The organism is Actinomycetes bacterium (assembly GCA_024222295.1).
GTDB lineage: Bacteria > Actinomycetota > Acidimicrobiia > Acidimicrobiales > Microtrichaceae > JAAEPF01.
In genome coordinates, this window is sequence record JAAEPF010000017.1 from 265,498 (window position 1) to 287,030 (window position 21,533).

Annotated in this window: 19 protein-coding genes; 12 read left to right on the plus strand and 7 right to left on the minus strand. The window is 68.5% G+C overall.

Going from position 1 to position 21,533, the window contains the following annotated elements; all coding sequences use genetic code 11:
• Nucleotides 1-64: 64 nt before the first annotated feature.
• Nucleotides 65-1,336, minus strand: coding sequence for an acyl-CoA dehydrogenase (locus tag GY812_04010; GenBank protein ID MCP4434649.1), 1,272 nt, complete (start codon nucleotides 1,334-1,336; stop codon nucleotides 65-67).
• A 74-nt stretch (nucleotides 1,337-1,410) separates the two neighbouring features.
• Between GY812_04010 and GY812_04015 the strand changes: the two genes are divergently transcribed.
• Both GY812_04015 and GY812_04020 read left to right on the plus strand, forming a co-directional pair.
• Nucleotides 1,411-2,043, plus strand: a complete 633-nt coding sequence (locus GY812_04015) for a TetR/AcrR family transcriptional regulator (protein MCP4434650.1) — start codon at nucleotides 1,411-1,413, stop codon at nucleotides 2,041-2,043.
• A gap of 106 nt (nucleotides 2,044-2,149) precedes the next feature.
• The gene (locus tag GY812_04020) at nucleotides 2,150-2,929 is read left to right on the plus strand and encodes an SDR family oxidoreductase (GenBank protein MCP4434651.1); all 780 of its coding nucleotides are present in this window, start codon (nucleotides 2,150-2,152) and stop codon (nucleotides 2,927-2,929) included.
• Nucleotides 2,930-3,012: 83 nt separating this feature from the next.
• On the opposite strand, the gene GY812_04025 is transcribed toward GY812_04020, so the two are convergent.
• Genes GY812_04025 through GY812_04035 form a run of 3 tightly spaced genes read right to left on the minus strand, consistent with a single transcriptional unit; the run spans nucleotide 3,013 to nucleotide 5,449 of the window.
• Nucleotides 3,013-3,237, minus strand: a complete 225-nt coding sequence (locus GY812_04025) for a transposase (GenBank protein MCP4434652.1) — start codon at nucleotides 3,235-3,237, stop codon at nucleotides 3,013-3,015.
• Complete coding sequence (locus tag GY812_04030) at nucleotides 3,234-4,658, minus strand: aromatic ring-hydroxylating dioxygenase subunit alpha (GenBank protein ID MCP4434653.1); 1,425 nt, start codon at nucleotides 4,656-4,658, stop codon at nucleotides 3,234-3,236. The genes GY812_04025 and GY812_04030 overlap by 4 nt, the downstream gene beginning before the upstream one ends.
• Complete coding sequence (locus GY812_04035; GenBank protein ID MCP4434654.1) at nucleotides 4,655-5,449, minus strand: SDR family oxidoreductase; 795 nt, start codon at nucleotides 5,447-5,449, stop codon at nucleotides 4,655-4,657. Before GY812_04035 ends, GY812_04030 begins: the two co-directional genes overlap by 4 nt.
• Nucleotides 5,450-5,485: 36 nt before the next feature.
• On the opposite strand from GY812_04035, the gene GY812_04040 reads away from it, so the two are divergent.
• From GY812_04040 to GY812_04080, 9 genes are all read left to right on the plus strand, one after another.
• Complete coding sequence (locus GY812_04040) at nucleotides 5,486-7,672, plus strand: molybdopterin-dependent oxidoreductase (GenBank protein MCP4434655.1); 2,187 nt, start codon at nucleotides 5,486-5,488, stop codon at nucleotides 7,670-7,672.
• On the plus strand, nucleotides 7,672-8,715 hold the full coding sequence (locus GY812_04045; GenBank protein MCP4434656.1) for a zinc-binding dehydrogenase: 1,044 nt from the start codon (nucleotides 7,672-7,674) through the stop codon (nucleotides 8,713-8,715). Before GY812_04040 ends, GY812_04045 begins: the two co-directional genes overlap by 1 nt.
• A gap of 41 nt (nucleotides 8,716-8,756) precedes the next feature.
• Nucleotides 8,757-9,218: a DNA-binding protein gene (locus GY812_04050; GenBank protein ID MCP4434657.1), complete on the plus strand. Its 462-nt coding sequence runs from the start codon at nucleotides 8,757-8,759 to the stop codon at nucleotides 9,216-9,218.
• Nucleotides 9,211-10,359 carry a thiolase family protein gene (locus tag GY812_04055; protein MCP4434658.1) on the plus strand — a complete coding sequence of 383 codons (1,149 nt, stop codon included), beginning with the start codon at nucleotides 9,211-9,213 and terminating at the stop codon, nucleotides 10,357-10,359. The genes GY812_04050 and GY812_04055 overlap by 8 nt, the downstream gene beginning before the upstream one ends.
• Nucleotides 10,359-11,063 (plus strand): histidine phosphatase family protein, encoded by a 705-nt coding sequence (locus tag GY812_04060; protein ID MCP4434659.1) that lies wholly within the window; start codon nucleotides 10,359-10,361, stop codon nucleotides 11,061-11,063. The genes GY812_04055 and GY812_04060 overlap by 1 nt, the downstream gene beginning before the upstream one ends.
• 12 nt (nucleotides 11,064-11,075) lie before the next feature.
• Nucleotides 11,076-12,611, plus strand: coding sequence for an AMP-binding protein (locus tag GY812_04065; protein MCP4434660.1), 1,536 nt, complete (start codon nucleotides 11,076-11,078; stop codon nucleotides 12,609-12,611).
• 49 nt (nucleotides 12,612-12,660) lie between these two features.
• Nucleotides 12,661-12,837, plus strand: coding sequence for a hypothetical protein (locus tag GY812_04070; GenBank protein ID MCP4434661.1), 177 nt, complete (start codon nucleotides 12,661-12,663; stop codon nucleotides 12,835-12,837).
• 92 nt (nucleotides 12,838-12,929) lie between these two features.
• On the plus strand, nucleotides 12,930-14,666 hold the full coding sequence (locus GY812_04075; protein MCP4434662.1) for a hypothetical protein: 1,737 nt from the start codon (nucleotides 12,930-12,932) through the stop codon (nucleotides 14,664-14,666).
• 100 nt (nucleotides 14,667-14,766) lie between these two features.
• Nucleotides 14,767-16,029: a cytochrome P450 gene (locus GY812_04080; GenBank protein ID MCP4434663.1), complete on the plus strand. Its 1,263-nt coding sequence runs from the start codon at nucleotides 14,767-14,769 to the stop codon at nucleotides 16,027-16,029.
• Between the two features lie 211 nt (nucleotides 16,030-16,240).
• Here GY812_04080 and GY812_04085 read toward each other — a convergent pair whose 3' ends face one another.
• Nucleotides 16,241-16,546, minus strand: coding sequence for a hypothetical protein (locus tag GY812_04085; protein MCP4434664.1), 306 nt, complete (start codon nucleotides 16,544-16,546; stop codon nucleotides 16,241-16,243).
• Nucleotides 16,547-16,604: 58 nt separating this feature from the next.
• Here GY812_04085 and GY812_04090 point away from each other — a divergent pair, with 58 nt between their 5' ends.
• A complete protein-coding gene (locus GY812_04090; GenBank protein MCP4434665.1) occupies nucleotides 16,605-17,651 on the plus strand; it encodes a DUF2889 domain-containing protein in 1,047 nt (348 codons plus the stop codon).
• Between the two features lie 144 nt (nucleotides 17,652-17,795).
• On the opposite strand, the gene GY812_04095 is transcribed toward GY812_04090, so the two are convergent.
• Both GY812_04095 and GY812_04100 read right to left on the minus strand, forming a co-directional pair.
• The gene (locus tag GY812_04095; GenBank protein MCP4434666.1) at nucleotides 17,796-18,212 is read right to left on the minus strand and encodes a hypothetical protein; all 417 of its coding nucleotides are present in this window, start codon (nucleotides 18,210-18,212) and stop codon (nucleotides 17,796-17,798) included.
• Nucleotides 18,209-21,424 (minus strand): hypothetical protein, encoded by a 3,216-nt coding sequence (locus GY812_04100; GenBank protein ID MCP4434667.1) that lies wholly within the window; start codon nucleotides 21,422-21,424, stop codon nucleotides 18,209-18,211. Before GY812_04100 ends, GY812_04095 begins: the two co-directional genes overlap by 4 nt.
• Nucleotides 21,425-21,533 lie beyond the last annotated feature (109 nt).

Sequence of the window (21,533 nt, forward strand, 5' to 3'; positions counted from 1 at the left end):
GACCGAGTGGTTAGTTATTCCACCATTGCTGGGGCGCCGCGGCAATTGCAGACGGGCAGGCGGCTCAGCGGGGGACGTCGGTGAAGGGGATTCCCTTGTCGACCCGGGGTTCGCCGGGGAGGCCGAGCACACGCTCGCCGATGATGTTTCGCTGGATCTCGTCGGACCCGCCGGCGATTCGATAGCCGGGGGCGCCGAGCAGGTGCTCGCCCCACTCCCATGTGCCCCACTCGCCGGTGTCGGCACAGATCCGCGGCCCGAGGATCCGCGAGGCGACCTCGCCGACCAGCGTCAGGCCCTCGGTCCACATCAGCTTGCCGAGTGAACTCTCGGGTCCCGGAGTGCCTTCGCGTGCCAGTGCCGCGGCGCGGCCGTTGAGCATCGCCTCGACCCGCTTGTGCACGTAGACGCGCGTGAGGTCGTCTCGTACGCGCGGGTCGTCGGTCACGCCCATTGCACGCGACATCGCGAGCAGTTGTGGCCACCGCCCACCCGGTCGGTCGCTTCCCGCCGCGCCCGACCCGTCGGAGTGATCGCGCTCGAATCCGAGGGTGGTGAGTGACACCTTCCAGCCCTCGCCGGCCTCGCCGAGTCGCATCGAGTCGGGCAGTCGGCAGTCGGAGAAGAACACCTCGTTGAAGGACGTGCCCCCGCTCATCTGGCGGATCTGGCGGATCTCGATGCCATCCGCGTCCATCGGCACGAGGAACGCGGTCATGCCCTTGTGCTTGGCGGCGGTCACATCGGTGCGGGCGATCAGTAGCCCCCACTCGCAGAACTGGGCGCCGGATGACCACACCTTCTGGCCGTTGATGACCCATTCGTCTCCGTCGAGGTCGGCCTTGCAGGACAGCCCGGCCAGGTCGGAGCCCGCACCGGGTTCGGAGAACAGCTGGCAGCACAGCTCCCGCGCGGAGAGGAACGAGGCGACGAAACGCTCTTTCTGCTCGTCGGTGCCGAACACTGCGACCGTGGGCGATATCAGGTCGGTGGTGACGCTGAACGACTCGTGGCCTTCGGGCACCCGGTAGTTGCGCTCGAGCGCGCCGAATGCGCGGGCGTGGTTCTTGGTGAGGCCGAGTCCGCCCCGTTCGGGGTCCTCGGTGATGGCGTGGAATCCTTCGGTGGCCTTGAGCTGCTGCCAACGCTGGGCATCGGCGAGCACGGCCTTCTCTTCGTCGAAGGTCAGGTCGTGGAACACCGCCACGCTGAACTCGCCTTCACCCCAGGCGATCTCGCCCTCGCCCGATCCATCGGCGGAGGCGCCGAGTGGCTCGCCGTGCAGGGCCAGCCAGGCGGCGGCGCGTTCGGTGAACTCCTCGAGTGATTCCGCCACTGCTTCGTCCGGCACCGGGACAAATTAACCGCTTGGTAGGTAGCCGGTCGAAGGCGCCGCCTACGATCAGCGCCGTGGCATCCAGGACACCACGACTCGGCCGCCCACCGGCGTCCGACTCGGCCGAGACACGCAACAAGCTCATCGCGGTGGCGCGGCGCTGCTTCGCGGACCACGGCTATGAGGCCACGACCAACCGGATGCTGGCCGCCGAGGCCGGCATCACGACCGGCGCGATCTACCACTACTTCGACTCCAAACTCGCCATCTACACCGCCGTGCTCGAAGAGGTCCAGGAGCGGGTGTACCACCGCTTCACCGAGGCAGAGGCGTCGGCCGACACGTTCGTCGACAAGCTCCAGGCCGTCTACGAGGTGGCTCACGAGCTCAACCGGGATGACCCGACCCTGGCGCGGTTCCTCGGCTCGGCGCGGATCGACAGGCAGCGCAACCCTTCCTTGTCGGCGGAGTTGGGCGCGGCCGACACTCGGGGTGGGGGGTTCTTCGAGGCGATCGTGGACCGGGGCATCAAGACCGGCGAGGTCCGAAAGAGCGATCGCGGGGAGCTGCTCACCTGCATCCGGGCGTTCAACGTCGGACTGACCGACGGCCTGTCGGGTGACAACGACGAGCACCGGGCGGCAGTGGACGGCTTCATGCTCGTGCTTCACGGCTACGTCGCAGGCCATTCGGAGCGAGGGAATTAACCGAGCGGTTAGTATCTGCGATCCACGGCCGACGCGGTCGTGAAGCACGGCCAGAAGGGCCGCACACAGAGGCCAGAGTGGCCGGAGACAACAGGGGGCAAATCACATGGGTCAGCTCGACGGCAAGGTCGCGTGCATCACGGGCGGAACACGCAGCATCGGGCGCGCGTGCGCCGAGGCATTCCTGCGCGAGGGCGCCAACGTCGTTGTCAACGGCAAGGACGCCGAGAAGGGCGCCACGGCGGTCAAGGAGATGGGTGGCGGCGACAACGTCCACTTCATCCAGGGCGACGTGTCGAAGAAGGAAGACTGCCTGGCCCTGATCCAGGGCACTGTCGACCACTACGGCCGCATCGACATCCTCCACGCCAACGCAGGCGGTGTGCAGGGTCCCGGCCCGGTCACAGCGGTCGCCGATGCGGACCTGCAGGCCACCTTCGAGTGGAACTTCTGGCACACGTTCTGGACGATGCAGGCGGCGCTCGGCCACATGACCGAGCAGGGCTTCGGCCGGATCATCGCCACCTCGTCGGTGGAGTCCAAGCGGGGCACCCCCGGACTCTTCCCCTACAGCGTCAACAAGGCGGCCATCAACGCCCTCGTGCGTTCGGCGGCCCAGGAGGTCGGCACGCTCGGCATCACGGTCAACGCGATCGCGCCGGGCGCCATCGAGACCGACGCGATGAAGAACGACGCTCCGGCCGCGGCCGACGCCATGGGCATGTCCTACGAGGCGCTCAAGGAGATGTTTGCCGAGGGTTCGGCCATCAAGCGGCTCAACCTGGTCGACGAAGTCGCGGCCGTTGCTGTGCTCCTGGCCTCCGACGCCGGCGCCGGCATCACCGGCACCGTCCTCTCGGTCGACGGCGGCACCGCCACCTACTGACCCGGACCACCAGGACCCGACTCCAGGGGGTGCGCTCGCCTGTCGGCAGAGCACCCCCTGCGCGTCGGTTGAGCGCGGTCGGCTCAGTGGGAGTCGGGCTCCGCGATGCGGTGGTGGGCGATCTGGGGGGCGGCCACCCAGCCGGCCAGCTGGGGATCGCACTCGCGCAGTTCGCCCTCGATCCACGACCCGTCGGGGCGGAACCGGCCCCAGCGGTCACCCGAGGTGACCTTCACCACGACCATGCCGTCGATCTCGCCGTCGCGCTCGTGAAGGGCGCCGGTGAGTGGATGCACGATCCCCTTCACGACTGCTCTCCTGATGGCTGAGCGTCCGGGTCACCGGTGCCGGCCTCGACATATGCGTCGAGCTTGTCGTGCAGCCAGCGGATCTTCGATTCCTGGTAGTTGCCGAGCACCACACCCGAGCGACGTGTGGTCTCGAGGCCGCGCTGTACGCGGGCCATGTTGTACACGTCCTGGTTGAACACCTTGCCGAGCATCCCCAGCTCGGGCGCGTCGATGAAGCTCTCATCCTCGCCGAGGAAGTGGATCGGCTCGTTTAGCGGGCGCTCGCCGTCGAAGGGTGCCAGGAAGAAGCACTCCATGATCGAGCTGCGGTGGTCATCGCCATTGGGCCGGAACCGGTAGACGATGCGATTGAATGCACCCCACGGATGGAAGTTGGGAAACACCGTGTAGTCGATCGAGTCCATCAACTCGGCGTCCGACATGTCATCGACCCGGTCCCCGGCGACGGGCCGCCAGCGGTCACGACTCGCTTCGGCTCCCACGGCCCGCATCGACTCGTCCTCGCCGACGGGCATCGGGGAGGGGTCGTCGACGCGGGTGTCGGTCATGGCGCGCATCATCTCGTCCTGGGTGGGGGTCCAGTCGAGCAGCGGGCTGGGGGTTCCGCCGGCGGTGATCACGCGGGCGAAGTTGTCCCAGATGTCGATCTGGCTGTTGGTGTCGCCCAGATAGGGGAGGATCTGCGGATGGGTGGCCCCCACGTGGAATGCCTCACAGAACGCCTCCTGGGCCACCTTCCAGTTGGCGTGGATCACCTTGGCGACGTGCGCGCCCGTGTAGCGCTTGGCGAGGTCCCAGTCCTCGAACTGCTCCACGATCCCGCCGAGGAAGTCCTCGAGCCGCCCGGCGTCGGGATCCGGGTTGATCATCACGAACCCGGCCCACGTGCCAACCTTGCACTCGGGCAGTGAGAACTCCTCGGGCTCCACGTGCTCGAAGTCCCAGCTGGCGGGGATCGACTTGAGCCTGCCGTCGTTCTCCCAGGCGAACCCGTGGAACGGGCAGCGGATCTCGCTGCAGCGCCCGGCGTAGTCCTTGAGCCGGCGGCCGCGGTGCAGGCAGGCGTTGGGGTACGCCTTGATCTCGTCGGGTGCTGTGCGGATGACCACGAAGCTGTCGCGCACGATCTCGTAGACGATGTGGTCGCCGACCTCGGGGATGTCGCTCTCGCGGCAGGCGAACTGCCAGACCTTGCTCCAGAGGTGCTCGACCTCCAGCTCATGGAACTCGCGCGACGTGTAGTGCGCGACCGGCACGTCGTCGGAGCCGAGGTAGCGCGGCGACTCGAGGCGCAGCACGTCAGGCACCTTGTGGGTGTCGGTGTCGAGCAGTTGCTGGTAGGTGATGCCGGGGGAGCGGGCGGTGCCCGCAGCCGCGTCGGCTGCGGCACCTACGCCGGAGTTGTCCGCGGCGGTCATTGGACGTCCTTGGGGTCATAGTTGACTGCCCGGTGGGTGCGGCCGCCGGCCACGAGGATCATCTGGCCGGTAACCCAGGCAGCCGCGTCGGAGGCGAGGTAGACCACCGCGCCGGCGATGTCGTCGGGCGTGCCCGCTCTACCGAGTGGCACCGAGGCGACGATCTCGTCGATCTTGCGCGGGTTGGAGGCGAGCGTCGACTTGAACGCCTCGGTGAACACGGGCCCCGGCGCCACCGTGTTCACCCGGATGCGGGGTGCCAGTTCGAGCGCGAGGGTCTGGCTCATGTTGTTCATTCCGGCCTTGGCAGCGCCGTACGGGCCGGTCATGGGGGAGCCGCGGGTACCGGCACCCGAGGAGATGTTCACAATTGACCCCGAGTCGCCCATGTAGTGCGCCGCGGCCTTGCAGCCCTGGAACGCTGAGGTGAGGTTGAGCTCCAGCTGTGCGCGGAAGGTGTCGTCGGGGGTCTCGACGAGCGTGCGGGTCTTGTGGTCGTCAGAGCCGCCGACGTTGTTGACCCAGATGTCGAGCCGGCCGAACGCCTCGATGCTGCGGCGGCCGATCTCCTCGGAGAAGTCGCGGATGTCGCCGGCGGCGATCAGTGCCTTGCGGCCCCGGTCGCGCACGCCCTCGGCGGTCTCCTCGAGGTCGTCCTTGCGGCGGGCGTTGAGCACCACGTCACAGCCGAAGTCGGCCAGACCCCATGCGATTCCCCGTCCGATGCCCTGCCCGGAGCCGGTGATCACGGCTACCCGGTCGGTCATGTCGAATGCTTCGCGCAACCCCATTCGGCAGAAACTAACTCAGCGGTTAGTTTTTCGCACATGGCCGAGAAACGGAAGACCTTCTGCCGGGTGTGCCACGCAGCATGCCCGATGGAGATCGAGGTCGAGGCGGGCACGCGGGTGCTCTCGGTCGCCGCGGACCGCTCCGACCCGCTCTTTGGCGGCTACACGTGCATCAAGGGCCGCCAGCTCGCGGACCAGCACCACCACCCCGACCGGCTGCGGTCGTCGCTCCGGCGGGCGGGTGCCGGGTTCGAGCCTGTCGCGTCGTCGGTCGCGCTCGACGAGATCGCGGCGCGCATCTCAGACATCGTCGCTGAGTACGGCCCCAGGGCCGTCGCCAGCTACACGGGCACCGGCGCCTTCCAGAACTCCACCTCGGTGCCGGTGACCGCCGCCTGGCACGCCGGGTTCGGCTCGCCGAGCTTCTACACCTCGATCACGATCGACCAGCCGGCCCATCGCGCGGCCGGATTGCGCATGGGCGCGTGGGAGGCGGGCTGGGACAACTTCACCGACGCCGATGTGTCCCTCGCCGTCGGCTACAACCCGCTCGTGTCGAGCTACGGACCGGCCGGGGGACTGCAGGGCACTGATCCGTTCGTGAAACTCCGCGAGTCGAAGGCTCGTGGCCTGAAGCTGATCGTGCTGGATCCCCGCCGCACCGAGCTGGCGGCCTCGGCCGACGTATGGCTCCAGGTGCAGCCCGGTGAGGACCCGACGCTGCTGGCGGGGATCATCCGGCACATCATCTCGAACAAGCTGTACGACGCGTCGTTCTGCGAGCGCTGGGTCGACGGGGTCGACTCGCTCGCCGGGGCGGTCGAGCCCTACACCCTCGACTACACCTCGGCGCGTGCGAAGGTGCCTGCCGGCGACATCGTGGCGGCCGCGGAGTTGTTCGCCGCCGGCCCGCGGGGTGCGGCGGGCACCGGCACGGGCCCCAACATGGCACCCCATTCGATGCTCTCCGAGCACCTCACCCTGGCGCTCAATGTGCTGTGTGGCCGTGTACGCCGTGCCGGCGAGACGCTCGAGAGCGGCGCGTTCCTCACCCCGGGCGACACCCGGGTGGCGCGGGCGATCGCGCCCGGCGACCCGGCGCCGGGCGCCGCACACCGCGTGGGCGGGCTGTCGGGCATGCCCGGCGAGATGCTCACCAACCGCCTGCCCGAGGAGATCCTCGAGCCGGGCGAAGGCCAGGTGCGGGCGCTCATTTGCTCGGGAGGCAACCCGGTGGTGGCGTTCCCCGACCAGGTACTCACGGAGAAGGCGCTCGCCGCGCTCGACCTGCTCGTGGTGATCGACCCGCGCATGACACCCACCGCCGAGATGGCCGACTACGTGATAGCCCCGCGCATCGAGCTCGAGCGGGCCGACGTGCCGCACATCATGGACAACCGCATGCCCGGCGTCTACACGAACTACACGCCGGCGGTGCTGGAGGTGGAGGACGACCTGGTGAGCGAGTGGGAGGTGTTCGCGGGGATCGCGGCCCGCAACGGCACCGAGATCGAGCTGCCCGGCGGCCGCATCCCGCACGCCGACGGCAAGGTCGGCGAGTCGGTCGACGACGACACCATCCTCGACCTCGTGTATGCGAAGGCTCGCATGCCCATGCAGGAGATCCGGGCCAACCGTGGCGTGCTCCACGACGACAAGGTGCAGGTGGTGGACGCGGCCGACTCCGATACCGCCCGCTTCGACGTGGCACCTGCCGACGTGATCGAGGAACTGGCCGCCGTGCGGGCAGAGTCGACCGGGCTCGACCGTCTCGATGGCTTCGACGCCGACGCCTTCCCGTTCCGGTTGGTGAGCCGGCGGATGAAGCACGTGATCAACAGCCTCGGCACGGAGCTGCCGCGGCTGGCGAAGGTGGGCACTACCAACCCGGCGTTCATGCACCCCGACGACCTCGAGTCGCTGGGCGTCGTCGACGGCGAACTGGTGCTCATCGAGTCGCCCCATGGCGAGGTCACCGGAGTGGCCGCGGCGGCCGATGATGTGAAGCCCGGCGTGGTGTCGATGTCGCACTCGTGGGGCGGCGCGTCGGGCAGCGACTTGGGCGGTGCGGAGGACGGTGCCGCCGTGCGCGCCCACGGCGTGCCTACGAACCGACTTGTGACGGTCGACTCGGGCTTCGACCCGATCACGGGCATGGCCGTGCAGAGCGCGATCCCGGTGCGGGTGACGGCAGTCGACTCAGCCGGGGCGGGGACCGACTGATGCAGGCGGCGATCATCGACGGCGAGCGCAACGTGGTGCTGCGCGAGTTCCCCGACCCCACTCCTGCGCCTGATGGTGTGGTGGTCGACGTGGCGTTCTGCGGGATCTGCGGCACCGACGTGCACGCGTACACCTCGGGCCGTCCGTACCGGGCGGCGGTGTGTGGCCACGAGTGGATGGGCACTGTGTCGGCTGCCGGAAGCGACGTGTCGTCGGTAAGCGAGGGCGACCGTGTTGTGGTCGGGGTGCCGGAGCCGTGCGGACGGTGCGCCCAGTGCCGAGCAGGCAACACCGCCCACTGCGCTGTGGTGGTCGACATGGTGCATGGGCGTGACGCCACCGCTCCAGCGCATGGCGGGTTTGCCCCGCGCATCTCCGTGACCGCCGGCCGGCTGGTCGCCGCCAACCCGTCGCTCGACGACGAGACGCTCGCGCAGGTGGAGCCGGTCACGGTGGCCCTGCACGCCGTGAACCGCAGCGAGTTGGGGGAGGGCGACACGGCTGTGGTGCTCGGTTCCGGCCCGGTGGGGCTCACCACGATGCAGTGCGCGGCAGCAGCCGGCGCAGGCCAGGTGTTGGTGGTCGAGCCCGACTCCGCCCGCCGCACGCTCGCCGAGTCGCTCGGCGCCACGGCCGCCGCAACCCCGGAGGCCGCAGCCGACATCGTGGCCGACCGCACAGGCGGCCTCGGTGCCGATGTGGTCTACGAATGCGTGGGCAGCAGCGAGGCGCTGGGCGCGGCAGTCGGCCTCGGGCGCCGGGGCGCAACCGTGTGCCTCGTGGGCCTCGCAACCGGCCAGATGTCGATCGAACCGGGGGAGTGGCTGCGCAACGAGGTCACCGTCACCGCCGCCCTCGGCTACCTGCACCACGAGTTCGCCGACGCGATGGACCTGCTGGCCGACGGCAGGGTCCAGGTCCGCCCGCTGCACACGTCGACCACGCGCGTCGACGCGCTGGCGGCCACACTCGAAGAGCTGGCGGTGGGTGGGTCCGGCCAGCTGAAGGTCCTCGTCAACCCCAACTGGGTTGGCGACCAGTAACAAGTCCGAAGTCCGACCACGGCAGGTTCCGGAGGGTCCCAGTGCCGACACAAGTACCGATCAAGGAAGGCCTGTTCACATGGCCGAGCGACGAGCCCGTGTTGTTGGGCAGCCGCTGCACCGACTGTGGCAACCACATGTTCCCGCCGCAGGGCGACTGCCCGAAGTGCAGCGGCAGCTCCACCGAGGTGGTGGAGCTGGGCCGCACCGGCACGTTGTGGACCTGGACCATCCAGGACTTCCCACCCAAGTCCCCGCCGTACGCGGGCAACGTGGACCCCGACACCTACGAGCCGTTCGGGGTCGGCTACCTCGAGATGGCCGACAAGCTGCTGGTGGAGTCACGCCTCACGCTCGCCGAGCCCGACGACCTCGAGATCGGCATGGAGCTGGAGGTCACCGTCGACCCGCTGTATGTGGATGACGACGGCAACGAGGTGGTCACGTTCGCCTTCGGCCCGGTTGGCGGTGCCAAGTCAGAGGCAGGGGCCAGTCATGACTGACGACGTGGCGATCATCGGCATCGGCATGCACGAGTTCGGCCGTCACGACGGCATCGAGGGTGTCGACCAGGGCGTCGTGGCCGTGCGCCGGGCGCTGGCCGACTCCGGCCTCGGCTGGGACGACATCCAGTTCGCGTTCGGCGGTAGCCAGGAGGCCGGCGCCGCGGACGTGATGGTGAGCAAGCTCGGACTGACCGGCCTGCAGTTCATCAACGTGGCCAACGGTTGCGCCACCGGCGGCTCGGCGTTGTTCTCGGCGATCAACTCGATCCAGTCGGGCATGTTCGACGTGGGCATGGCGGTCGGGTTCGACAAGCACGAGCGCGGCGCCTTCCGCGTGGACCTCAAGCTCAATGGCCTCGAGGAGTGGTACGGCGACTCGGGGCTGGCGATCACCACCCAGTTCTTCGGGATGAAGATCAACCGCTACATGCACGACTTCGGCATCACGCAGTCGAGCCTCACGAAGGTGGCCAACAAGGCGACCCGCAACGGTGCGGTCAACCCGATGGCGTGGCGTGACAAGGAGCTGAGCGAGGAGGAGATCGCCAACTCGCCGATGGTGGCGTATCCACTCACCCAGTACATGTTCTGCTCGCCCGGTGAGGGCGGTGTGGCGCTGATCCTGTGCCGCGGCGACAAGGCGAAGGACTACTGCGAGAACCCGATCTACCTGCGTGCCGCGGCGGTGCGGTCGCGCCGGTTCGGCTCCTTCGAGGTGATGGCACCGCATCTGTCGCCCGCCCGCGGCGATGGCCCCACGATGGACGCGGCGAAGGCGGCGTTCGAGATGGCGGGCATGACCCCGGCGGACATCGACCTGGCCCAGTTGCAGGACACCGAGGTGGGCGCCGAGATCATGCACATGGCCGAGAACGGGTTCTGCGAGCACGGTGAGCAGGAGGAGATGATCGCCAACGGCGAAACCGAGCTGACCGGCCGGTTCCCGGTGAACACCGATGGCGGCTGCATCGCCAACGGCGAACCCGTGGGTGCCACGGGCCTGCGGCAGGTGTACGAGAACGTGCTGCAGTTGCGCGGCGATGCCGGCGTGCGTCAGGTGGGTGGTGACCCCGAGGTGGCCTACACCCATGTGTACGGCTCGCCGGGCATCTCGAGTGTCACGATCCTGGGCCGCTGATGGCACGCATTCGTTCGGTCGATCTGGGTAGTTCGTTCCTGCCTCACCTCGAGGGTGTGTGCGAGGTGTTGCTGGTGCGCCACGGCGAGCAGGTGCTCGTGACGAACATGGCGATGCGCGACGCAGTCGATGCGCCGTTGTCCGACCTCGGCCAGCAACAGGCCGCAGCGCTCGGCAACCGGTTCGAGTCCACCGACATCGACGCCGTGTACAGCTCACCGATGCAGCGCGCCCGCGACACCGCTCTTGCGATCGCAGCGCCGCACGAGCTGGCGGTCACCGAGATCGAGGACCTCACCGAGATACACCTGTGGCGCGAGTTGCCCCAGGACCAGGGGGTGCTCGACTCACTCGACGCCGACGAGCTGCGGGCGATCATGCGCGAGGGCAACCGCACCCAACGCTGGGACGCCTACCCCTACGGCGAGCCACGCGAGGAGTTCCGGGCGCGGATCGTGTCGGCGATCGACGGGATCATGGCCCGCCACGTGGGGCAGCGGGTGGTGGTGGCCTGCCACGGTGGCGTGATCAACGGCTACATCGCGCACGCGATGGACTCGTCGCTCGACACGCCATGCACGCTTCACCACACGTCGGTCACCACGGTGCGGGCGATGGGCGACCTTCGCCGGGTGGTGCAGGTCAACGACCACGGCCACGTGCTGTCGTTCCAGAGCGAGCTCAACCCGATCAACGCGCTGTAGGTCAGCTCCGTCGTGCCCGAGTTCTCCGCCCGCCTTGCCATCGAACGACCCGATGAGAACGCGCTCGTCGATCGCGACCGGTGCCTGGGCTGGGCAGAGGTCGACTCGACGCTGAACCGGGTGGCCAGCCGGATCCTCGGCACCGACCTCGGTGACCAGCACCGGGTGGCGGTGTTCGCCGAGAACTCCGCCGAGACCGCACTGGCGCACCTCGGCTCGCTGCTCGGTGGCGCCTCGACGGTGCCGGTGAACTTCCACCTCACCGCACCCGAGGCCGCCTACATCATCGAGGACTCGGGAACGAGGGTGCTGTTCGTCGGGCCCGAGACCGCCGAGACAGGCTTGGCCGCGGCCCACGAGGCCGGGGTCGACACGGTGGTGGCCTGGACCGCCGGCGACGACTTGGCCGTGCTACCTGATGGCGTGACCCCGTGGGACGAGTGGCTGGCCGGCGGCGACGATGTGAACCCGCCGCTCACCGTGAAGCCCCGGCCCAACCTGCTGTACACCTCGGGCACGACCGGCCGCCCCAAGGGGACCGAGTTGCCGCCCACGATGTTCGCCGGCGGCGACACGATGGCCGAGCACCTCGACGCACTGCGCGAGGCCCGCTTCGTCGACTACGGCCCGCACCTCGTGGTCGGCCCGATGTACCACACGGGTCCCCTTTCGGGGATGCGGATCCTGGTGGCGGGCACGCCGTCGGTGATCCTCGGCCGCTTCGATGCCGAGGCCACGTTGGCGGCGATCGAGAAGCACCGCACGCGCAGCGCGGTGATGGTGCCCACACACTTCGTGCGGCTGCTCGCTCTGCCCGAGGAGGTGCGGGACCGCTACGACGTGTCGTCGATGGAGTACGTGGCGCACACGGGTGCCAAGTGCCCCGACGAGGTGAAACGGGCGATGATCGACTGGTGGGGGCCGGTGTTCCTCGAGGCCTACGGCGCCAGCGAGGTCGGCACGACGTGCTCGATCAACAGCGAGGACTGGCTGAGGCACCCCGGTTCGGTCGGCCAGGCCGACCCACCCTTCGAGGCCGTCATCATCGGCGACGACGACAAGCCGGTACCGCCCGGCGTGGAAGGCCGGCTCTACTTCCGTGACGCCACCGGCCGAGGCGTCGTGTACCACAACGACCCCGAGAAGTCGGCGGCCGCCCACCTGGAACCGGGCGTGTTCACCCTCGGCGAGATGGCCCGGATGGACGACGACGGCTTCGTGTACATCACAGACCGGTTCAGCGACATGGTCGTGTCAGGCGGGGTGAACCTGTATCCGGCGGAGGTGGAGAACTTCCTGATCGACCACCCGGCCGTGCACGACGTGGCCTGCATCGGCATACCTCACCCGGAGATGGGCGAGCAGCTGCGCGCGCTGGTGGTGCTGGAGCCGGGGGAGTCCGCCACCGAGGACGGGATCATCGACTACTGCCGTGAGCGCCTGTCGAGCTTCAAGTGCCCCCGGTCGGTCGAGTTCGTGGACGACCTCGGCCGCACCACCATGGGCAAGATCAGCCGCCGCGCCCTGCGCGCCCCCTACTGGGACTGAGACGCACCACGGACCCCGGCAGCGCCGCGGTGCCCGGGATTGAATGATCATGTTCACCACCGACACCGGCATCTTCGACCGCCCCGAGTCCCAGGAGGTGATCGTCGACCTGCCGCCCGCCGGCGAGTTCACCGACGTGGGGATCCTCGGCTTCGCGAACCCCGAGATGGCGAGCCCCGACGAGGGCCCGGCCTGGCGCGACGAGATGGTCGTGACGCTCGACTGAGGGTCGCTCCCCGAACCGAGCCGGTGGTTCTGCTTCCCCGGAACTAATCGAGCGGTTAGTTTCTCTGCCAACACCTGACGGGGGGCAACAGAATGACCGACGGATATCTCACCGACTGGCCGATCAGCGAGCGGTTCCCGCACTACACGCGGGCCAATGCCGGCGAGGTGATGGGCGACCCAGTGAGCCCACTGGGCTGGACCTACGGCTGGGAGGGGGCGATGGTCCTCGGGATGCGCGACGGATGGATCCGTGGCGGCACCCACGAGATGGAGGACTTCGATGCCGAGCATCCCGAGACCTTCGGCATGTTCGGCGGCTACTTCTACCTGAACCTGGCGAGCTGCCGGCTGCAGGGTGTGCGCAACCCCGGGGTGACCGTCGAGCAGCTCGACATGGCGTTCTTCGGTGAGCATCCCGACGTGCCGCCCTACGTGGAGCACCCCGACGACGTGAAGCCCCACCTGCTGGAGAAGATCGAGGCCAACACGGCCTGGATGATGTCGGGCGCCGACTGGCCGGAGCTCGATGAGGACAAGGCCAATGCCGCGGCGCTGCGTGCCGAGCGGGGCGACCTCACCTCGTACTCGGATGCGGAGCTGCTCGAGCGGGTGCGCAAGATCCGCCCGATGCTGCACCACCTGTTCACCCAGCACGTGGTGTCGGGTTCGAGTGCCGCTGCGGCGCCGGGGATCCTCGGTGCGATCGCGGAGGCGATCGGTGATCCGTCGATGCCGATGAAGGTGCTCTCGGCTCTGGGTGATGTCGACTCGGCCTTGCCGAGCCATGCCTTGTGGGCGATGTCGCGCGACATCCGTGCCGACGAGGGCCTGACCGGTGCGTTCGATGCCGGCACAGATGGTGTACTTGACCGCATCGCTGCGCTGGACTCGCCTGCCGGCAAGAAGCTGCTGGCGGACTTCGATGCATTCCTCGAGGAGTTCGGCTCCCGTGGCCCCAACGAGTGGGACATCCAAGCCGACGCCTGGGAGTCGAAGCCGGCCCTCGCGCTGGCTGCGCTCGACAGGGTGCGCCTGCAGGGCGACGATGAGTCACCCCAAGCCCGCCACGATGCCTCGGCAGCGCTGCGCGAGGCGACCACCGCAGAAGTGCGTGCCCAGCTGGAGGGCAACGAGGAGCTGGCCCCGATGTTCGAGGCGGCGCTGACGGCCTCGATCATGATGTCGTACCGGGAGCGCACGAAGTCCACGATCGTGCGGGTGATCCATGAGGCCCGCATGGCTTTCCGTGAACTCGGGCGTCGCCACGCCGAGGCGGGCGACATCGAGGACGCCGATCAGGTATTCATGCTGCTGAACTCGGAGTTGGACGACTTCGTGGCCGACCCGGCGAGCTTCAAGGCGACCCTGGCCCAGCGGGCGAGGGACTACGAGGCGCTGTGGGACATCGAGCCGCCGTTCATCATCGCCGATGGCAACCTGCCGCCCATCAGCGACTGGAAGCGCCGCTCGGAATCCGAGTCCGAGTCGCTGGGTGACGGTGCTGAGCTGGCCGGCGTGTCGGGCTCGCCCGGTGTGGTTCGTGGCACCGCCCGGGTGGTGCTCGACCCGCGGGACCCCGCGGCACTCGAGCCGGGCGACATCCTGGTGGCCCCGCACACGGACCCGTCGTGGACACCGCTGTTCATGACCGCCGGTGGTGTGGTGGTCGACGTTGGCAGCCCCAACAGCCACGCAGTGATCGTGTCGCGCGAGTTGGCACTGCCCTGTGTGGTGTCGGTCACCGGGGCGACCGAGACGATCCCACACGGTGCCACGATCGAGGTCAACGGCGACACCGGCGTCGTGACCGTGATCGAAGCGCCCTGACCGGCCGGCGCGGATCATGGACGTGAAGGCACCGGCACCGGTGTGGCCGGAGATAATTGATCGGCTGGTTAGTTTCCGGCCGGGATCGTAGGATTCTGCGATGGCGAAGGCGCCCGAGGGGTTCGACCTCACCGATCCCGACATCCAGCAGGCCCCCCACGGGCACTACGCGTACATGCGCTCCGACGGGGTGCAGTACATACCGGCGAATGACGCCTGGGTGGTGCTGCGCCACGAGGACTGCCTCACCGTGCTGCGCGACCCCGCCACCTACTCCTCACAGCTCGGCTCCAACCGCCAGCAGCCATCACCCGCGGCACAGGCTGAGATCGAACGGATCGGCGCCAAGGGTCTGCCCCGGCCCCGCACCCTGCTCGACAACGACCCACCCGACCACACCATCTACCGCCGCCTCGTGTCGCGGGCGTTCACACCCCGCAAGATGGCCGAGCTGCGCCCGTTCGTGGAGTCGCTGTGTGACGACCTGATCGACGCCTGGGATGACCCGTCATCGGTCGAGTTCATGCCTCAGTTCGCAGTGCCGTTGCCGGTGCAGGTGATCACCCACGTGCTCAACCTGCCCGCCGAACGCCACGATGACTTCCGCCGTTGGACCGAGGCGAGCACCTCGACCATCGGCGCCAGCGTTTCCGACGAGCAGCACATCGACAATGCCCGCTCGAACCTCGAGATGACCGACTTCCTCGTCGAGCAGTTCGAGCAACGGCGTACCGATCCCGGCGACGACCTGTTCAGCCAACTGCTGGCCGCGCGGATAGAGGATCCCGAGACAGGGGTCGAACGACCACTCGAGATGCCGGAGATGGTGCGCATCGGCCAGCAGCTGCTGGTGGCCGGCAACGAGACCACCGCCAAGCTGGTCACCGAGATGATGCGCCTCATCGCGGTCACCGACGGCGAATGGGAACGCATCAAGGCCAACCCAGAGCGGATCCCCGGTGTGGTCGACGACAGCCTGCGGCTCACGAGCCCCAACCAGGGCATGTCGCGCATCGTGATGAAGGACACGACCCTCGCCGGGGTCGACATCCCGAAGGGATCGCGGGTGATAGCGATGTTCGCCTCGGCCAACCGCGACGAGGCGCTGTACGGATGCCCCAACGACCTCGACCCTGGACGTGACCACTTGGGCGAGCAGATCAGCTTCGGCCACGGCACCCACTACTGCGTGGGCGCCAACCTCGCCCGCCTCGAGTCGATTGTCGCCCTCGAAAGGTTGTCAGCCCGCATCGCCAGCTACGAGCTGTGCGACGACAACACGTACGAGTACCTGCCCAGCGTCACCCTGCGCGGCCTGAAGCGCCTGCATCTCTCATGTGAGATGGAGCCCACCGGGTCCTGAGCGGCCGTTGGGGCATCAAGCCTGGCAACCGCTTGGCAGACTGGCATGGAAAGCGACGAGAGCGGCGGCGTGTGGATCGCCGAAGTGCCCCTGGTGACCGGCACCACCCCCTATGTGCGCTGGGGCGACTGGGTCCCGGCAGTGTGTGTGCTCGTGCTCGTGGTATCGGCGCTCGCCGCGGGCCTGCGGGCCGCGGGACGCAGGATCGATGTCAGCCAGCCGGGTTCTCGCCCGGTCGGATATGGCGCCATTCGCGGTTGATCTCGTCGACGTCGCACTTCTTGCACAGCGCCACGTCGGTGTAGCCCACGATCGACAGCTGACTACCACGGGCCTTCTCGATCACAGGGCGCTTCTCGAGGGCCATGTCTTCGCCGCCGCACTTCTCGCAGCGCGGCGTTGAGTCGCGGATCCAGCTGGCGCCGCAGCCGTCGCAATGGATGCGGATCTGCTCGCCTTCGGGCACGCCCCGCAGGTGGTCATCGGTTCCACACGCGGCACACGTCAGGTCATCCACGTTCCAAGTGTGCCAGGGCGGGTGTGCCCGGCGGGTGCTGTGCGGCAACAATGACCCGGTGAGATTCGCCCCGGAGCTGACCGGCCCCAGCGACCCCGTGGACGTAACCGCACCACGGCGTCCCGGCTCCTTGCGGCGTACCACCTCGATCGACATGACCCGGCCCGACGGTCCGGCCGGCCGGACGTTGGTCGATGCGCGTGCACGCGATCTCGTGACAGCTGCTGACGGTTCGGCAAAGGTGCAGGGCGCGGCTGCGATGACGGTGGCGCTCGACACCGCCGGGCTGATCACCGAGATCGGCGCAGCGCCAGGCACCCCTGCTCCACCAGCCACGGTGGACCTCGCTGCGCTTGTCGGTGCGGACACCAGGGCTGCGTTTCGCCGAGATGTCGCGGCCGCTGCTTCGGGAGACGCGGAGGTCGGCGGTTTGTGGCACCTGCTGCTTGACGACCTGGTGGGTGCTCGGATCGTGTCCGGGCTCGCACAACAGCACGAAGAGGTACTCCTCGGTGGTGGGCCGATGCACGAAGGCATCTATGCGGACGTGGACCTGCTCTTCGAGGTGCAGGCGGGTGTCTGTGCCGGGTGGGACGAGGATGCAACGATGCTGCGCGAGCTGCGACATGAGGGTTCGCTGCCGGTGTCGGTCGGCCCGCTCGCGCATGATCTGAGCAGCGGCGATGAGCTGGCATGGCACGACGTTGCGCCGCTCACGACGCACTCGGTGAGGCGGCAGCGGCTAATGGACCTTGGCCCGTTGGCCGACGGCGGCACTGCTTCGGTCGACGCACACTTCCGTGACAGCCACGTGGCCGGCGATGGCACCTGGCGGGTGGTGCACGAATACACCGCCCACGGCAAGCTCGACGTGGAGGCCGCCGAGCTGACCGATCTCACGGCCGAAGCAAGAGTGCTGCCCTGGCCGGAGTGCCCAGCGGCCGCCGCCAGTGCGGGCTGGGCGGTTGGCGTTCCGCTTGGCGAGCTACGCCAACGCGCGCGCGGCGAACTGCGGGGCGTCGGCACATGCACCCACCTGAACGACGTGATCCGAGCCCTCGCCGACCTTCCTCACATGTCCTCGCCCGTGGCCAACGCAAGCTGACCGCCCGGGACTCCTGGCTGCAACTCAGGGCATCGCTCGCTGGCGTTGTGCTGGGCTTCGTCTCAACGCGTTCGTCTCCGGAGGCGCCGTGAGCAAGCCGATGCGTCATCGACCGTCCAATCGCCGGGAAACGATCCGCCGGGGCTACTCGCTGTCGGGCTCGGTGTTGCCCCGGGGCTCGGCGCCGCTGTCGTCTTCGGTCTCGTCCACGACCAGCAGGCCGTTGGCGGTGGCGATCGCAACTGCGAAGTGCTGGGCCTTTTCGTACACGGCTTCGTAGTAGTGGTGAGCGGTGCTGGCGTACTTGCCGAGCGGTGGCTCACCGAGTGAGCGGATGACTGCGTCCGGGTGTAGCGCCGGGCGAATCTCGCCAACGGTCTCGCGCACCTCGGCCTCTCCATCGGGGTTCGTCCAGATCGGCCGCTTCGGGTCGACCGCCGACTTCGAACCCTTCTTCTTGCCCTTCTTCTTGCGTTTCTGTCCGCCCTTGTTGCCACCCTGGGTCTTGGCGTTGGCGGGAGCCTTCTTCTTGGGTCGGCGATTCTGCTGGTTGCCGCTCATGCCGGCACCTCCGCGTCGGCGGCACTGTCGGCATTGGCAGCGCCGTCAGCATCCGCACCGTTGTCTGCATCGAGGGCGATGTAGTCGGTCAGAACCTCGTCGTCGCGCAGTCCGAGGGCGTTCTGGATCTGTGCGGCATCCAGGTCGTCGAGCGAGCTCGACTTGGGTAGCACGAGGTCCGCCACACGGCGCTTGCCGGCCACGATCTCCTCGACGCGCTCATCGATCGTCCCCGGGCACTCGAGGCGGTGGAAGATCACCGTTCGTTCCTGGCCGAGTCGCCATGCACGGTCGCGTGCCTGGTCCTCGACCGCCGGGTTCCACCAGCGGTCGAACAGCACCACATGGTTCGCCGCGGTCAGGTTGAGCCCGGCGCCGCCGGCCTTGAGCGACAAGACCAGCGCGGCGCCACCCTGGGTGTCGGCGAACTCTTCGAGGATGCGGTCCCGCACCGTGCGGGTGAGTCCGCCGTGGTAGGCGGCGACGGTCGTGCCCGTCTTCTCGGTGAGATGGGTGGCCAGACGCTCGGCCCAGGTCGCGTACTGGGTGAATATCACGAGCCGCTCACCGGAGGTGAACACCGAGTCGATGATCTCCTCGAGCCGTTCCAGCTTGCCGGAGCGGCCATCGAGGGGATCCTCGTCGCCTGTGAACGCCGCGGGGTGGTTGCAGATCTGCTTCAGCTTCGTGATGGCGGCCAGCACGCGGCCCTTCTCGCCCTTCTCGCCGGAACCGACCTCGTTGGCGAGGTCATCCAGCACTGCCTGGTAGAGGCCGATCTGCTCGGCGGTCATGGTGCAGTGGTCGGTCTCGTCGATGCGCTCGGGCAGCTCGGATGCGATCTCGGGTTCGGCCTTGGTGCGGCGGAACACCAGGATGCCGTTGAGCATCCGCAGAGCATCTTCACCGCTGCCGGCGTGGGACAGCTCGGCCACGAAGTCATTGCGGTCACCCACGAGAGCGGGGTTGACGTAGTCGAGGATCGCCCACAGGTCACCGAGGCTGTTCTCCACCGGTGTGCCCGTCATCGCGAGGCGATACTTCGACGGGAGCTCCCGCAGCGCCCGGGCAGCGTTGCTCGCCGGGTTCTTGATCGCCTGGGCCTCATCGAGCACAACCCGGTGCCACGGCACGTCGCAGAGCCCTTCCAGATCGCGCAGCGCGGTGCCGTACGTGGTTATCACCAGGTCGGCATCGGCCACTTCGTCTGCGATCTCATCCGCGGTGGCACGCGTTGCGCCATGGTGGATCCGCACGCGCAGCCCGGGAACGAACTTCTTCGCCTCCGACGCCCAGTTGCCGACAACAGCCGGCGGGGCGATCACCAGAGCCGGGCCCTCGTGCTGCGTTGCCAGCACGTGGGCGAGCACGGTTGGCGTCTTGCCGAGGCCCATGTCGAGAGCGAGCACGCCACCGAGGCCTGCTGAGTCGCAGAACCGCAGCCAGGACAGGGCGTCGCGCTGGTAGCTGCGCAGCTCACCGGAGAAGCCGTCGGGCTCGGTGGCCGGATCGGTCGACACGGCCTGCGCCGCATTCACCAGGTTGGCGGCCCAACCCTCGGCGACCTGCACACCACCCTCGAGCGGCGAGGCGTGCAGTCCCACCGCCCAGCGCAGCATCTCGCCGCCCGTCATCTGGTCGGAACGGTCGCTCAGCGCGTCGGCCGCGGCAGCCAGGTCGTCATCGTCGATGCGAACCCAGCGGCCGTTGCTCTCCACCAGCGGGGCTGCCTGCTGGGAAAGCTCGGCCACCTGTTCGGCGGTCAGCTCGACACCGCCGAACACCACCGACCACTGCACGTGCGCCAGCTCGGCCGCACCCACGGCGGCTTCGTTGTCGAGGGCGGTCAGCTGCAGGCTGGGTCGCGGCGCCCGGCCCGCCCGCGGGATCTCGAGTTCGAACCCTGCGTCGACGAGCACGCTCGACTGGGTCGACATGACCTCCCACGCCTCGTCCTCCGAAAGGATCGCCTCACCGCGCGACGCGGCACCACCGCGGGTCAGTTCGGGCAGCAGCCGCTCGGCGCGCATCAGTCCGTCGATCAGGCCGGCCTGGAACTGCTTGCCGGGATGCGCGGCGACAGCGTCGTCGATCGGCAGCAGTGCGCCGTCGGGATCGTGTCCGAGCACCTGCAAGTGCCAACCCACGTCGAGCCCCGGCGGGCTGAGGCGGATGACTATCGGCTTGCGGGGCGGCTCGGCGACGGGTTCGGCCCACTCGTCGAGGAACCGCACAAGCGAACGGCCGAGGTCGACCGGTGCACGGAACGACGAACCATCGAGTCGGCCGAGATATGCCTCGGCCAGGTCGGTTGCCGAACGCAGTCGCGGTGGGGGAGCAGGTGCTTCCACCTGGCGTGCCGCCTGCACGCACACGGCGTCGACCGCTGCAACCAGCGCCGAGCGGGTGGCCGACACCGCGTCGAGCGACGGGTTGGCGAGGAACACCGAGGCAGGGGCGGCCTTGGCGAACACCTTGAGTGCCCGGTCGTCCACCAGCACCGGATGCCACCGCACGGCGAAAGTGCCGGAGCCCTCGGTGCGATGCCTGTGGCGCAGCAGCGGAACCATCCGGCCCCTGGCCACGAGGCCGACGGCGAACAGACCCAGCTGGCCCAGCCACTTGGCGCTGTCGCCCAACTGGTCGCCGTCGGAATGGCCCAACAGCCAGCCGATGACATCTTCCATTGAAGCGGCCAGAGCAGCGGCTCTGCGGTTGTTGGGCAGGTTGATCGGCTCGTGGTCTCCCCACACGTCGCTCGGTGCGCCGAGTTCCTGGAGCACCTTGACCAGTCCGGCCCTCTTCGAGGCAACCTCATCGGAGCCGCCGAACCACACCACCACCTGGCTGGGCGACCACGACGCCTGCAGCTTGGCCTCAGCGCGCTCGCCCTTGTCGGCCTTCGCCGGCGGGTCGCCAGGCTCTGGCAGCGGGCGGCCCTCGCGGATGTCGAGCCGGTCGAGGGCGGCATCGACATCGTCGCCGATCGCCTGGAAGTCCCTCATTACATGGGTGCGCTCGGGTTCGTTCAGCTGCTTCGCACGGTCGTAGGCGTCGTCGGCTTCCTCGAGGCGGTCGAACAGCGCCGCGCGCCAACGACGAGCTTCGGCAAACAGCCGCGCGACGTCCTGCTCGCTGGCGTCGCCTTCGATCTCCGCGTCGACCAGCGCGTCGAACACGCTGTCGGGAAGTCGCTCGTCAACTTGTGGCATCTGGCTCCACGTCTTGTATGCAAAGGCCACCGACCAGTGCCCGAACCCCGATACGCGGGGCCGAGTGGTCGGCCTCAAGCGGCGGTCAATCGGGTCGGCCGTAGTCGCC